Origin of the sequence: Paraburkholderia elongata, from assembly GCF_013177735.1 — a bacterium.
GTDB lineage: Bacteria > Pseudomonadota > Gammaproteobacteria > Burkholderiales > Burkholderiaceae > Paraburkholderia > Paraburkholderia elongata.
Window position 1 is genome coordinate 14,924 of sequence record NZ_WOEZ01000196.1, and the last position, 13,694, is coordinate 28,617.

Genomic DNA, 13,694 nt, shown 5'->3' on the forward strand with positions numbered 1-13,694 from the left:
CCTGAGTCGGTGCAAGCGGTGGCGTTTAAGCTGGAATTGACGGCCGGGTCATGAGCGAAATGCATGCACGTTCGCTCACGCGCACCTCGTGCTGGCAATTCTGATCGCGTATCCTGTGGGCTCAAAGGGCGTAACGGCACGCAACGCCGCACACCCGCGCAATGATTTTTGCTGATCCCCGACTGGACTCATTCCGATGCGACGTCTCCCGCCGCTCAACGCGCTGCAGATTTTCGAAACCGTCGCACGGCATCGCAGCTTCACGCGCGCCGCTGATCACCTATGCCTGACGCAAGGCGCGGTCAGCCGGCAAATCATCGCGCTCGAGGACTATTACAAGTTCCCGCTCTTCAAACGCCATGCAAAAGGTCTGACGCTGACCGCCGAAGGCGAATTGCTGCTGCCGGCCGTGAAGGAGAGCTTCGCGCGTATCGAGGAGATATCGCTGCGCCTCACGCGCCAACGCACTGACCTCGCGCTGAAAGTGCCGACCTGCGTGATGCGCTGGATGTTGCCGAAGATCATGCGCTTTCAAGCCGAGTATCCCGAGCTGCACGTTCAGATCACCACGACCTGGCAGCACGACGTCGACTTCCAGCTCGAGCCGTTCGATGCGGCGATCATTTATGGCTCGTCACCGGGCGTGGACGTGCAGGCGGTGCCCTTGTTCGAGGAGCGTCTGACGCCGGTGTGCGCGCCGGATCTGCTGAAAGACAAACCACTGGACGAGGTGGCGGATCTGGCGCGCCACACGCTGCTGCATCCGACGCGCGACCATCGCGACTGGAAGATGTGGCTCGCCAAGGTAACCGAGGTGGATGCCGCGAATACACAAGGTATCGACCCCGGGCACGGCCCGAGTTTCGACACGCTCGACATGGCGACCAACGCCGCCTTGCAGGGCTTCGGTGTCGCCATCAGCGATCTTGCTTTGATCGACGAAGACGTCGCGGCCAAGCGCCTCGTGCGGCCGTTCGATACGGTGCTCAAGACCGGCTGGCGCTATTACTTCGTGTATCCGGATTCAGTCGCGCATCAGCAGAAGCTGAATCTGTTTCGCGACTGGATCGCTGAGCATTGGGAAGAGTAGGAGGAGCCCGTTGTTTGAGGAGCGCGCGGGCCCGAAGCCTATCGTCAGGGCGCGAAGGACAGAAACAGATACGCCGCGAACAACGACAGATGCACGGCGCCTTGCAGGATAGTCGTGCGCCCGGAACTCAGCGTCAGGGTGCCGACGACCAACGTGAGCATCAGCAGCACGGTTTCCTTGCCGTCGATACCGAGTATGAGCGGCTGAGCGGTCCACAAAAACACCGCGGCGACCGTTGGAATGGTCAGCCCGATACTGGCCAGCGCCGAACCGAGCGCGAGGTTCATGCTGTTTTGCAAGCGATCGGCCCGCGCCGCGCGCACGGCGGCGAGCCCTTCCGGCAGCAGCACCAGCGCGGCAATGATAATGCCGACCACCGCCGGCGGCGCACCCGCGTTCTTCACCGCGGTTTCGACCACTGGCGAGAGCACTTTCGCGAGCAACACGACGGCGACCAGGCACACTACCAGCAAGCCGCCGGCTGCCAGCGCGACACCGGTACTTGGCGGGGCGGCATGGACGTCCTCGTCTGGGACGTCGGCAAGAAAGTAGTCGCGATGCCGCACGGTCTGGACGAACACGAACACCCCATACAGCACCAGCGACGACACCCCGGCGAACGCCAGTTGCGACGACGACAAAACCGGGCCGACGCTGGTCGTCGTGTAGTTCGGCATGACCATGGTCAACACGGACAACGAGGCGAGTACCGCCAGCGCGGCCGCAGCGCCACGACTCTGAAAGTCCTGCTCGCGATGCCGGATGCCGCCCACCAGAAGGCAAATGCCCACGATCCCATTGCAGACGATCATCACCGCGGCGAATACGGTGTCGCGCGCGAGGCCGGCTTTTTCCGGCCCGGACGTCAACATGACCGAAACGATCAGCGCGACTTCGATCACCGTCACGGCCACCGCCAGCACCAGGGTGCCGAACGGCTCGCCGACGCGATGTGCGACCACTTCCGCATGGTGCACCGCCGTGAACACGGCTGCGCACAGCGCTACTCCGATGAGCGCGAGCAGCAGCCCATTGCCCGGCAGGGCATACGAGACGCCCAGCACGATCCAGGCGACGAAGGGCGCGGCAATGGTCCAGCGGGGCAAAACTGTCGCGGGCGTGGTCATTGAGGGCTTCCTTTCGTGGCGTGTTCTTGTTGCTTGTGTTGGACTGGCGCTTGGACTGGTGCGACGCGTGCGGACGGGCGCCGGCGAGACTAGGGGGAGCGAGCGCGAATGCTAAACCATCCTGTCAACAACGCGCCCTAACGCATTAAATTATAAAGGATAGTTCACAGCGGATGAGACTTTGTCAGTCCGCGCTACGGATTGTGCCGACGCAATGATGAAGGCGGCAAGGCAACCGGCTGCTGTTGTGCATCTGAAAGATTGAGCCACGCAGGATTGCCCGGAAAATGCGGCGCGGTTTCGATGCATGAAACACCATCGGTCCACAACTGCCGGGTTAGCGGCTTCAGGGAAAGAAACCGGCTGTTTTGGTCCGGACGCGCCGCCTTGTGACGAAGCGTTGCGCCCGGATATAGCCCCACGGCTGGCTGACGCGATTTATTTACTGTCCGACCGGACGGATCGACAGTGCGTTCTTGACCGACGTCACGCCCGGCACGGCTTGCGCGGCCTGGGTTGCCATGTCGGATTGCGGCTGCTCGGGCACCGTGCCGGCCAGCGTCACTGCGCCGCCACGTGCACGCACGGTGATGTTGGCCACGTTCAGGCCCTTGGTCTTCGACAGTGCGTTGCGCACTTTGCGTCCCAACGCACGGTCGGCTTTCTTGACCGATTTCGCGCTAGGCGCCGAGGAAGCCGCCATCGGCGCCGTGGTAGCCGCGGCATCGCTGCTTTGCGCATACGCGCTGACGGATGCCAGAACGATCAGCGCGCCGCCGACCATCTTGATTGCCTGGAATGCTTTCATTCAACTCTCTCCTATTGTCATGAATACGACGGCCCCTGGATGAGGCCGGTGTACTGCTCCAGCGGGTACTTCGGGATCAAATCTGAATGGAACGTTGCTGCGGGCCGTGCGATTTCTTGCAATCTGTAAGCTGATCAGGCGCGCCTAAACGCACGCATGCCGGCAAAGGCTGTGTTGCAGACCGGAAACACACGATACTCCAATTAGTGCCATGGTGAATGCGCCGCCGCCCGGAAATGAGGTTTTGATACAACGAATGGGCCGATGAATGCAGGCCGATGGCGCTTTACCGCTTGATGCGACACGGGTAGCACGCCCGTTGGCGTGTCTGCTGCGCGCGTAGGTCGCGCGTTAATCGAAACCACACGCGAACCCTGCGTGGACCCTGAGCTTTGCGCTTAACGACCATTCGAACCGCATGCCGAATCAGCCGCTGCCCATCCTCCCATTACTTCGTGACGATTTGCCGCTCGATGCGGTCGCGCTGGCGCGTTTCATGGTCGGCAAATACCTCGTGCACGATCTCCCCGAAGGCCGTCTCAGCGGCCGGATTGTCGAAACTGAGGCGTATCCGGTCGGCGATTCGACCAGTCACGCGTTTCTAGGCCGCCGTGCGTATAACGGCTCGATGTTTCTCGCCCCCGGCCACGCATACGTCCGGCTCACGTACGGGCTCTCGTACATGCTGAATATGTCCGCGGAAGCGGAAGAGGTCGGCGCCGGCATTCTGCTTCGCGCCATCGAGCCCCTGGAAGGCTTGCCGCTGATGGAAGCGCGGCGGCCTGGCGTGCCGCTGCGCGATCTCGCGCGCGGTCCCGGCCGGCTCACCATGGCCTTAGGCATCGGTCAGTCGTTCGACGGTCGCGATCTCTGCACCGGGCGCGACCTGTGGATCGGCGTGATAGAGACGGGGGATGTGCCGATTGGGGTGACGACGCGCATCGGCTTGTCGCGCGAGATGCATCGGCCGCTGCGGTTTTTCGAACCCGGCAGCGCGTTCGTCAGCGGGCCGCGAAAACTGTTGTTGCCGCCGCATTCTTGCGTTTTGAACAATTATTTATCTCGCAATTAAGGGTTTTCCCTCGATGATCGGGTGACTAGACTGAAACCACTCGCTTCTCACAGGGTGTGGCAAGCGAAGCAAAAAACCAGGTCTGGAGGTAAGTCATCATGAAATCGCTCATCAAGGCAATCGCCATCGCAGCCGTTCTCGCCGCCCCGGTCGCTTCGTTCGCTCAATCGAGCGACCAGCCCGTGACTCGCGCGGAAGTCCGCAGTCAATTGATCCAGCTGGAACAAGCCGGCTACAACCCGGCGGCGAGCAACGACACGAACTATCCGGCTGACATTCAAGCCGCCGAGCGCCATCTGCAGGCGCAAAACCCGGCCGTCGCGCAGACGCAGGAACCGGTCGCGGATACCAGTGGTTACGGTGGCGCGGTAAGCGGTTCGTCACAATCGGGTGGCGTCGTACAGCCGATGTCCGGCCCGAAGTCGGTTTATTTCGGTAACTAAATTCTTCGGCGGGAGCCGGCCGGTCTGGCCGGCTGGTGAACGAAGCGCAGCGTGCGTGGATCAACTGAGCCGCTGAGCCACAGCGGCGCGCTTTGTCGCGGTCCACAATTCAAGAACCTCCGCTGCCGCAAGGTAGCTTCGCCCAACCTTTTTCAAGGATTGGGCTTTTTTTGCGCCTTGTTTCGGCAGCGTGCTATGCGCGACGTACGATAGACGTGCAATAGACATGCGAAAAGCGGCGAACCTCAGGGCCGTTCGCCGTGGATATAGAACTCGAGTTGCTGAATCGTGAATTGCTGCTCGGCGATGATGTTCTTCACCAGGTCGCCGATCGATATCATGCCCACCAGCCGGTCGTTTTCGATCACCGGCAAGTGGCGCATGCGCCGTTCGGTCATCAGGGCCATGCAGTCGTCGGTGGTCTGGTCGGGACGAACGAAGCGCACGGCTTTGGTCATGATGTCGCGCACCGGTGTACCCTTCGACGAACGGTCCATCAGCACGACTTTGCGCGCATAGTCGCGCTCCGTAATGATCCCGGCGATGCTGTCGCCGTCCGTCACGACCAGTGCCCCGATGCCTTTTTCAGCCATCAGCTTGATTGCCTCGTAGACGGAATCGTCGGCCTTGACCGTGTAGACGGTGGTGTTGTTCGGTTTCGTTTTAAGAAGCTGTGCAACGCTTGTCATGGAGCGGCTCCGTTTCGCAGTGCAGCACGCCGATGCGGCGCGCTGTCGTGAGGGACAGGCCATTCCAGTATAGCCCGACGCGGGGCCGAAGTACTTCGGGAATACCTGTGGCGCGCGGCACGTTTGGCCTGGTTTAGCCTCGCAAGCGGCGCGTTACCGCAGCGGTTCCTTGCGCGGCGCGTGGACTTCCGGGTGCGTTGCGCCGATTAGCGGTAAACTCCCAGTCCATACCTTATCCCCGGTTTGATCGGGTTCATGTCAGCACCACTGTCCAACGCCATGCTCACGTCTCACGATCCGTCGCAAGCAGCAGACGGCGCATTCAACGGCGAGTGCGTCGTCCTCGACGCCACCGCCACGCTCCCCACGCGCTACGGCACGTTCACCTCCTACGTGTTTCGCGTGGCCGAAAGCGGCGCCGAACATCTCGCGCTCGTGATGGGCGATGTCGCAAACCAGTCGTCCGTGTTGACGCGCCTGCACTCCGAGTGCCTGACAGGCGACGTGCTCGGCTCGTATCGCTGCGATTGCGGCGAGCAGCTCGATCTGGCGCTGCGCTATATCGCGGCCGAAGGCTGCGGCGTGCTGCTCTATCTGCGCGGCCACGAAGGGCGCGGCATTGGCCTGTCGAACAAGATTCGCGCGTATGCGCTGCAGGAGCAGGGCCGTGACACCGTCGAGGCCAATCTCGATCTCGGCTTGCCCGACGACTCGCGCGAATACGATTCGGCGGCGGGCATTCTGCGCACGCTCAAGGTCACCTCGGTGCGCCTGATGAGCAACAATCCGGAGAAATTCGACACGCTGTCGAAGCACGGCATTCCGGTATGCGAGCGGGTCGCGCTGGCGATTCCGATGCGCGAGGAAAACGAGCGCTATATCCGCACCAAACAGTTGAAGTTTGGGCACTACTTCGACGAGAACGAGTAATTGATGCACGTGAGCCGGCCGCCGTTTGCAAACGGCGGCCGGTGCTGGAGCGTCGATTTCGTCGATCTAATGCGCCGGTGGGCTGGCGGCCTTCGCGGTGTCTGCGGCGTATCTACGACGCATCGAACCGAGCTTGGCCAAGCCAAGTTGCGGCGAATCAGAACAAGCCGAAGTCGTCGTTGCTGTTGGGAATCGCGTTGAGCACGTTTCGAAGCGCTCGCCAGCCTATCAGCCCCACAAGACTTGCCGAGAGTGCCGCCATCCAGTAGCGGGCGTTCGTGGTCGCGCGCTTTCGCGGGATTCGATGCGCAGCGAATTTCCGCGATTCCATCGATGCGCGCAGCAAAGGGCAGGTATGCATGTCGTTCCTCCTATCGTGAGTGCCAGTCAGCGTGCCGCCGCGGTTGCGGTTGCGGTTGCAGTTGACGTTGCAGCGACGCGCGCCAGGATCGCTGCAAACACATCCGCCAGCGCGGTTGAGCCGAAGCGCCGCTCGCTGATCTCCGTTTCGACGTCGATGCGGCCCGCGTTGTGCGCGTCGTACAGATCCGTGACGAGACGCGCGTGGTTCTGGCCGAGTCCCGCGGCCTGGAGCATGGCGGCCCATTCGCTGCGCGGCACTTCATGGGCCGTAATCTGGCGGTGCGCCAATTCACCGAGCGTATCTGCGACGTCTAACGCGCTGACGCGCGCTTCACCTTCGATACTGACCACTCGTGGCGACACCTTCGCGGGTCTGTCATCGAGCAATAGTTCGGCGGCCAGCAGGCCGACATCCTGTGCGGCGACCGTTGGAAACAGCTTGCTCAATGGATGATGCAGACTCGGCAGCACGCCCCTCGCGAGCGCGATAGGTAATATGCGAGCCCAGTTGTGCATATGTTCCGCGGCGCGCAGAAACGTCAACTGCGAGGCAACGGGCGCGAGCTGGGTTTCGAGGTAGTGAAACAGCGTCGTGATGCCCGTGCCGCTCGCGTGTTCAGCGCCGTAGTCGGAGAGCGCGAGCACGCGTTGCGGCGGGTTGGCGCGTAAGGCGTCCGCGCTCACGTCGATCATGCGCCGCATCGTGGTTACAGGATCGGCATCGGCGTGCGGCACCGGGCACAGTATCTGTACCGCGTACGCACCGTCGATAGCGCGTGCAACCGAGGCTGGGTCAAGCAGATCGGCGACGGCGATTTCACAGCCGATTTCCGCTAACACTTCGCCCTGTTTGTTGTTTCGGACCACCGCGCGCACTTCACGGCCCGCCCGGCGCAATGCCGCGGCGCTCACTCTGCCTACATTGCCTGCTGCTCCAAAGATCACAAACACGTTGAGCTCCTTCCGGGGTCGGTATGTCGCCATCTTAGGGAGGCGGGGATGGAGAAACGCGCGGGCACGGATCGTTGTGCGCAGATTCGGATGATTGTTTTCCTTTGTGGCGGCGCAGCATGCAAGTTGAGGCGGGGCGAGGCCAAGCAAAGCCACGAAAAACGCAGCACAATGCACACACGTTGGCCGCCATCCACGAGGGGAAGTAATGAATGCCGTGACACCGATACCGCAGCCGCACAGTGGTTCCCGCATCGCATTGCGCTCCAGCAAGGGACTCAGCTGGCAGGGCTTTGGCGCGGAGTTCGTCAACGTGTCAGCTGGGCTGCACCGGATCCCGGCGCTCAAGCATCATCGCGTGGGCGTGCATGTCGGCGCGCCGGTCAAGGCGCGTTGCATGTGCAACGAGCGGCGCTACTCGCGGATTCAGGCACATGGCGATGCCGATGTGATTCCCGCGGGCGTCGACGGACAGTGGGCCGATGAATCCGCCTGCACGATTTTCAGTGTGTGGATCGGCGAAGACTTCGCGCAGCGGACCGTCGAACAGTTGGAGTTGAAGACGAGCGACGCGCAGCTGCGGCCGCAGTTCCAGATGCGCGATCCGCGCTTTCAGCATCTGGCCTGGGCGCTACGGGCCGAACTCGAAGCGGAGGATGCGTCCGATCCGCTTTACGCTGAGAGCCTGTGTACGGCGATGGTGGTGCGGCTGATCGGCAGTGCGCCGGTGCTCGACAAACTCGAAAATAAACGCCGCACGCTTGCACCGAAGACCGCCGCTCGCGTGATCGAGTTTATCGAGGCGAATCTGGATCAGCGCCTCACGCTTGACGAACTGGCGGCGCACGCCGAGCTGAGCGTGCCGCATTTCAAGGTGCTGTTTCGCGAAACGCTCGGTGTGCCGGTGCATCAGTATGTGGTGCAGCGGCGAGTGGAGCGGGCGAGAGCGCTATTGCTTCAAGGCAGGCTGAGCGCGAGTCAGATCGCGCTAGAGACGGGCTTTGCGCATCAGAGTCATATGGCGCATTGGATGGGGCGGTTGTTGGGGGTGACACCGCGGGAGCTGGTCAAGTCAAGCGCGAATCCAGGCAGCATTATCGAACTCGAACCCTTCAATGCCCGTCGCATCGCAACACTGCGATAAACCTTCAAACCGCACCGCAGCATACCCAGTTTGGAGTTCCCGCTCTATTGCCCTCACTCGATTTGTATAGCTAAATACGCGGACTTCGCAACCGGAGGCCGTCACATGTCGAAATCGAAGGGTTCTCGCATCGTCGCTTGGGCGATCGCTGCTGCTGTTGCCAATGCTCCGCTCGCCGTGCTTCTGACACTCGCCGCACCAGCCGGCATCGATCGAGCGGTCGCCGCGACGTCGAACGCCGGCACCGACGATTACGCGGCAACCCGCTATCCGATCATCCTCGTACACGGCCTCACAGGCACCGACAAATACCTCGGCGTGCTCGACTACTGGTACGGCATTCAATCCGACCTCCAGCAGCATGGCGCAACCGTGTATGTGGCGAACCTGTCGGGCTTTCAAAGCGACGACGGTCCGAACGGCCGTGGCGAACAGTTGCTCGCTTACGTGAAGCAGGTTCTGGCTGCAACCGGCGCGCAGAAGGTGAACCTGATCGGCCACAGCCAGGGCGGTTTGACCTCGCGCTATGTCGCGGCGGTAGCGCCGGAACTCGTCGCTTCGGTCACCACGATCGGCACGCCGCATCGCGGCTCGGAGTTTGCCGACTTCGTGCAGGAGGCGTTGCAAAAAGACCCAACCGGTCTTTCGACACCGATCATCGGCGCCTTTGCGAATATATTCGGCATCCTGACGAGTAGTAGTAACAATACAAACCAGAATGCAGTAGCCGCGCTGCAAACGCTGACGACAGCGAACGCCGCGGCATACAACACGCGCTATCCAAGCGCGGGTCTCGGTGCGCCTGGTTCGTGTCAAACTGGCGCGGCGACTGAAACCGTCAACGGCAACACACATCTGTTGTACTCGTGGGCGGGCAGCGCGATTCAGCCGACCTCGGTGTTCGGCATTCCAGGCGCCACCGACACCAGTGTTGCACCGATCGATGCTGCCGACGTCCTCGATCCCTCGACACTCGTTTTGTACGGCACTGGGGCGATCATGCTGAGCCGCCAGTCGGGCCAGAACGACGGCCTCGTCTCGGTATGCAGCGCCCTCTACGGCAAGGTGCTCGGCACCAGCTACAAGTGGAACCATCTCGACGAAATCAACCAGTTGCTCGGCGTGCGCGGCGCGAATGCAGCGGATCCAGTGGCCGTGATCCGCACGCAGGCGAACCGGTTGAAGACGCAGGGCGTGTGAACGGATGTGGCGATTGGATCGGCAGCGGGGCAGTGCGCGGAGTCAGTGGTTGGCTTTCGTAGTAGTGGGCGCGGTGTCGGCAGGCGCGGCGTTGTGGCTGAACCGCTCGCCGTCCGCGCATGACGCGTCAGCGGTGCACGCAGAGAGCGCAGTGAGTTCTGCGCAACCCGCGCTCGCTTTGGGTAAGGACATGGCAGCCGGCACGTCCATGTCCGGCGCATTGCCCGCATCGCTCGACGGTTCTTCGCCGCCGGCTCTGCCGACCGATGGCCACGGCCACCTCGCGCGCACGCGTGCGGTCCGCGATTTCTTCGATTACTTCCTGACGACGCAAAACGAAATCTCCACCGCGACGCTCGACGCCTTGGTGCGTCGCCAGATCGCCGCGCAACTCGATGGCACGCCAGCCGCCGACGAAGCGGTAACCGTCTGGCAGCGCTATAACGCGTATCTCACGGCGCTCGCACAATTGCCGGAAAACTCTGCGACTCAAAGCCAAAGCCAAAGCCAGAGCGGCGCAAAGCTGGACTTCGACGCGCTGCAACTCTCGCTGGACCAGCGCGATGCGTTAAGCGTCCGGCTAATGGGCGAATGGAACGAGCCGTTCTTCGGCGCCGAATCGCTGCAGCAACACACGGATGTGGCGCGCCTGCGCATCGCGTCGGATAGCTCGTTGAGCGACGCGCAAAAAGCGGCGCGTCTCGCTGCGCTAGACGCAGCACTGCCGCCGGAAACACGCGCGGCCCACGAGCGCGCACGCCAGCAGCAGGCTGCACTCGACGCGATCAGTCAAGCGCAAAAGCAGGGCGGTTCGCTCGATACGATGCGTGCGCAGATCACACAGACTCTCGGGCCTGAAGCGGCGCAACGCGTCGTGCAAATGCAGCAAGCCGACGACGCCTGGCAAGCCCGCTATGCGGACTACTCGAGCCAGCGCGCGCAGATCGACAAACAGGATTTGCCGCCTCAGCAACGCGAGGCGCAGATCGCGCAGTTGCGCCAGCAGTTCTTCAGCAACCCGAGCGACGCCATGCGCGCGGCGTCGCTCGATCGCGGTAGCGGTTCAGCAAACTGAAACCACTATCGCAACGTGGCGCGACCTCTCGGCTCAGTTCAACCCGGCGCCGCGCCCGTCAACTGCGAATACACGTCATGCGACAGTTGCAACAGCACCTTTCGATCGATTCCACCTGACACCGCATAGCCAAAGTCGCCGTCCACCCAATAGAACACATTCACCGGCCCGTCCTGATACAGCTTGAACGCAGTGGTATTCGAGTTCGCCTGACGATGCGAAATGCACAGCGTCACTCGTTCGCCGTTTGGCCCGCGATACATGAACTGCGCGGTCGGCCCATCGGCTCCCGGCAACAGGCGCCCGCCCGACAGGGCGAAACCACTCTTCGAGAGCATCGGCGGATGCACGTTGGTGCCAAGCCGGTTGGACAGCCACTGCACGAAATCCTGTTCGTGATCCGCAGTCATTTCGGCTGGACGGTCGATGGCGGGCATATAGACCACATGCGCCACCGCGGCTTGCCGTGCAAACATTTCCGAACTGTCCGCACTGACAGGGCGCGTGTCCGACTGACCGGCGACCGGCGCCATGACGTCCCGCCCCATATGCGTGCCCACGCCGATGCCCACGCCCAGCACCAGCGCCGCTGCCATCCCGGCGAACTGCGGCCAGTTGGCGGCAATGCGCCAGCGGCGCCCACTGGCCGAAGGCGTCTGCAGACGCTTGGGCACGGGCTCGCTCAGCACGCGGTCATAGCGTTCATGGAACATGTTGTTCAGCGAGAAATAATCGCTGACGCGTGTGGCCAAGTCGGGGTTCTGTTCGAGCGCGCGCTCCACCTCGACGCGTCGTTCGTCCGATAGCGTGCCGTCCACATAGGCGTGCAGGTCTTGTTCGCCGATCGGCGTGTGTTGGTCGCTCATCGCACCACCTGTAGTTTTGCACCGGGCTGCGTGCCCGCCATCAATGCACGAAGCCGCTCGCGTCCGCGCGAAAGGCGCGACATCACCGTGCCGATCGGAATGTTCAGCGCTAGGGCCACATCGGCGTAGCTCATTTCCTCGAGGCCGACCAGCAGTACCACTTCGCGCTGCTCCATGGGCAGGCGCTGCAACGCGTAGTCGAGATCGCGCATTTCCAGCGATCGGGTCTGATCGGACGGCACGGCAAATTCGCTTTCGTGGACGCTGTCGTCGTCGACCGCCACGTGGACGGCGCGCGCTGAAGCCTTGCGCGCCTGATTGGCGAACACGTTGTGCATGATTGTGAACAGCCACGCACGCAGGTCGGTGCCGGGCTGGAACATGCCGGTGCGGCCGAGCGCGCGTTCGAGCGTGTCCTGCACCAGATCGTCGGCGAGATCGCGATTGTTGATCAGCGCTCGCGCATAGCGCCGCAAGCGTGGCACATGCTCCATCAACTCGTCACGGACATCCATTTTTCATCCCAATCGTGGGGCTTCTCGTGGGGCGCCGGGTGGGCGGCCGTCGATTGAACCACCACGCGCATTCGAGATGCAAACACGCGTGGGCGCATTTTATTCCGTTGTTTTTTGTAGTGTTGCGAAATCTTGGAGAGTGCTTACCGCGTAGTCATCACGTCGGCGGCGCGCATCAGGCCGTGGGTACGGGCGTCGCCGGCGACCACGAAGCGCTGCCACTGCGCCGTCCAGGTCAGCAGCCGGATCTCGCCGATGCGGCGAGCGGCCCACTGCGGCTGGGCCGGCGCCAGCAGTGCCAGGGTGGAAATCAGCACGATGGGCCGGTTGTCTGCGTTCAGATAGACGAATTCGCTGACGCGTTGGAACGGGCCAAGCGATAGGACCCTTTGATCCACGAGTCGCAAGCCGATCGCAGTGAGGCTGGGCGCGGACACGTCGGTTCGCGTCGGCGACGCAGCGGAATACTGTGCGGCGGCGGTTTCTGCCAACGCCATCACAGCGGCATTGTTGAGCGCCTGCCGGGACACCTGGGTGGCGGCGACCCAGCCGCTCGCGGCCGCCAGCGTCAGAACGAGCGCCGCGAGCGCATTCACCACCTTGCGCGGACGCCTCGCGGCCTTCAGCCGGCCGAGTGTGCCGCGCCATCCTTCCGCACGGTTCGAAACGGGTTCGTCCGTTGTCTGGAAGGCCTGTTGCATCCGCGCGTTCAGCCTGCCGTAGAACGCCACCCGGCGCGCCTCCGCCGGATCCTTGCCCAGATAGTCCTGCAGAAACGCGGCGCGTTCCGGCGTCAGCGTGCCATCGGCATAGGCCTGAATGTCGGCTTCGGAAAGCGGCGAGTTGGAGGGGGCGTCGGTTGAGGTCATGGTGTCGGCGATCGTCGGATTTCAGCTATCGAATGGCGAACACGTGCAGGATGGCGTTTATTCCATGCTCTTCCCGCGCTTTTTTCCATGTGGTCGCCACGCCGTCATGACACAACTGAACGACGAGTAAACCCATTCTCACGCTGTTTTCTTCCGCGTTCGAGATATGTTTTTTCTGAAGTGAAAACGCAGGAATAAAAACCCGCAGAACGTGGTTCTCCCTCATGCAAACCCGCACAAAACTCTCTGGAGTTCATCATGAAGAAGATCGCTTTTGCCGCATTGTCCATCGTCGTTCTTGCCGCTTCGTCGAGTGCATTTGCAGAAGGCAAGACACGTGCTCAGGTGTACCAGGAATTGATCGAAGCCCAACAGAATGGCCTTGACTACGTCACCGATGCGTCGTATCCGGATGTGAGTCCAGTCTTCGCACAGCAGGTCCAGCACCACAAGGAAGCACTCGCCGCACAGGCGGCCGCCGCGGGCCACGTCGCGAGCGGCAACGCGGCGGCGGCTGGCGCCAATTGAAGGGATCGATATCCGGCGCGCGTC

16 protein-coding genes are annotated in these 13,694 nt (G+C 62.3%); 8 read left to right on the forward strand and 8 right to left on the reverse strand.

Features of this window, described 5'->3' with window-relative positions; genetic code table 11:
• The first annotated feature begins 196 nt into the window (after window positions 1-196).
• A complete protein-coding gene (locus GNZ13_RS35205) occupies window positions 197-1,090 on the forward strand; it encodes a LysR substrate-binding domain-containing protein (RefSeq protein ID WP_172173134.1) in 894 nt (297 codons plus the stop codon).
• A gap of 44 nt (window positions 1,091-1,134) precedes the next feature.
• Here GNZ13_RS35205 and GNZ13_RS35210 read toward each other — a convergent pair whose 3' ends face one another.
• Both GNZ13_RS35210 and GNZ13_RS35215 read right to left on the reverse strand, forming a co-directional pair.
• Window positions 1,135-2,217, reverse strand: a complete 1,083-nt coding sequence (locus GNZ13_RS35210) for a calcium:proton antiporter (RefSeq protein WP_172173136.1) — start codon at window positions 2,215-2,217, stop codon at window positions 1,135-1,137.
• A gap of 442 nt (window positions 2,218-2,659) precedes the next feature.
• Complete coding sequence (locus tag GNZ13_RS35215; protein ID WP_172173138.1) at window positions 2,660-3,025, reverse strand: BON domain-containing protein; 366 nt, start codon at window positions 3,023-3,025, stop codon at window positions 2,660-2,662.
• A 418-nt stretch (window positions 3,026-3,443) separates the two neighbouring features.
• On the opposite strand from GNZ13_RS35215, the gene GNZ13_RS35220 reads away from it, so the two are divergent.
• A complete protein-coding gene (locus GNZ13_RS35220; RefSeq protein WP_172173139.1) occupies window positions 3,444-4,097 on the forward strand; it encodes a DNA-3-methyladenine glycosylase in 654 nt (217 codons plus the stop codon).
• Window positions 4,098-4,195: 98 nt separating this feature from the next.
• Window positions 4,196-4,540: a DUF4148 domain-containing protein gene (locus GNZ13_RS35225; protein ID WP_172173140.1), complete on the forward strand. Its 345-nt coding sequence runs from the start codon at window positions 4,196-4,198 to the stop codon at window positions 4,538-4,540.
• A gap of 245 nt (window positions 4,541-4,785) precedes the next feature.
• Here the strand turns inward: GNZ13_RS35225 and GNZ13_RS35230 are convergent, their stop codons facing one another.
• On the reverse strand, window positions 4,786-5,229 hold the full coding sequence (locus GNZ13_RS35230; protein WP_172173141.1) for a CBS domain-containing protein: 444 nt from the start codon (window positions 5,227-5,229) through the stop codon (window positions 4,786-4,788).
• Between the two features lie 279 nt (window positions 5,230-5,508).
• Here GNZ13_RS35230 and ribA point away from each other — a divergent pair, with 279 nt between their 5' ends.
• Window positions 5,509-6,159, forward strand: coding sequence for a GTP cyclohydrolase II (gene ribA, locus GNZ13_RS35235; RefSeq protein WP_172173317.1), 651 nt, complete (start codon window positions 5,509-5,511; stop codon window positions 6,157-6,159).
• Window positions 6,160-6,316: 157 nt separating this feature from the next.
• Here the strand turns inward: ribA and GNZ13_RS35240 are convergent, their stop codons facing one another.
• Complete coding sequence (locus GNZ13_RS35240; protein ID WP_172173142.1) at window positions 6,317-6,520, reverse strand: hypothetical protein; 204 nt, start codon at window positions 6,518-6,520, stop codon at window positions 6,317-6,319.
• Between the two features lie 26 nt (window positions 6,521-6,546).
• Window positions 6,547-7,473, reverse strand: a complete 927-nt coding sequence (locus GNZ13_RS35245) for an NmrA family NAD(P)-binding protein (protein ID WP_172173144.1) — start codon at window positions 7,471-7,473, stop codon at window positions 6,547-6,549.
• 208 nt (window positions 7,474-7,681) lie between these two features.
• On the opposite strand from GNZ13_RS35245, the gene GNZ13_RS35250 reads away from it, so the two are divergent.
• The 3 genes from GNZ13_RS35250 (at window position 7,682) to GNZ13_RS35260 (ending at window position 10,892) form a co-directional block, all read left to right on the forward strand.
• A complete protein-coding gene (locus GNZ13_RS35250; RefSeq protein ID WP_172173146.1) occupies window positions 7,682-8,617 on the forward strand; it encodes an AraC family transcriptional regulator in 936 nt (311 codons plus the stop codon).
• 105 nt (window positions 8,618-8,722) lie between these two features.
• Entirely contained in the window at window positions 8,723-9,817 is a 1,095-nt protein-coding gene (locus GNZ13_RS35255) for a triacylglycerol lipase (protein ID WP_172173148.1), read from the forward strand.
• 4 nt (window positions 9,818-9,821) lie between these two features.
• The gene (locus tag GNZ13_RS35260) at window positions 9,822-10,892 is read left to right on the forward strand and encodes a lipase secretion chaperone (protein WP_172173151.1); all 1,071 of its coding nucleotides are present in this window, start codon (window positions 9,822-9,824) and stop codon (window positions 10,890-10,892) included.
• Window positions 10,893-10,930: 38 nt separating this feature from the next.
• On the opposite strand, the gene GNZ13_RS35265 is transcribed toward GNZ13_RS35260, so the two are convergent.
• From GNZ13_RS35265 to GNZ13_RS35275, 3 genes are all read right to left on the reverse strand, one after another.
• Window positions 10,931-11,758 carry an anti-sigma factor family protein gene (locus tag GNZ13_RS35265; RefSeq protein ID WP_172173154.1) on the reverse strand — a complete coding sequence of 276 codons (828 nt, stop codon included), beginning with the start codon at window positions 11,756-11,758 and terminating at the stop codon, window positions 10,931-10,933.
• Entirely contained in the window at window positions 11,755-12,273 is a 519-nt protein-coding gene (locus GNZ13_RS35270) for a sigma-70 family RNA polymerase sigma factor (protein ID WP_054036380.1), read from the reverse strand. Before GNZ13_RS35270 ends, GNZ13_RS35265 begins: the two co-directional genes overlap by 4 nt.
• Before the next feature lie 143 nt (window positions 12,274-12,416).
• Window positions 12,417-13,142: an anti-sigma factor family protein gene (locus tag GNZ13_RS35275; protein WP_172173157.1), complete on the reverse strand. Its 726-nt coding sequence runs from the start codon at window positions 13,140-13,142 to the stop codon at window positions 12,417-12,419.
• A gap of 258 nt (window positions 13,143-13,400) precedes the next feature.
• Between GNZ13_RS35275 and GNZ13_RS35280 the strand changes: the two genes are divergently transcribed.
• Entirely contained in the window at window positions 13,401-13,670 is a 270-nt protein-coding gene (locus GNZ13_RS35280) for a DUF4148 domain-containing protein (protein WP_172173160.1), read from the forward strand.
• Window positions 13,671-13,694: the final 24 nt, after the last annotated feature.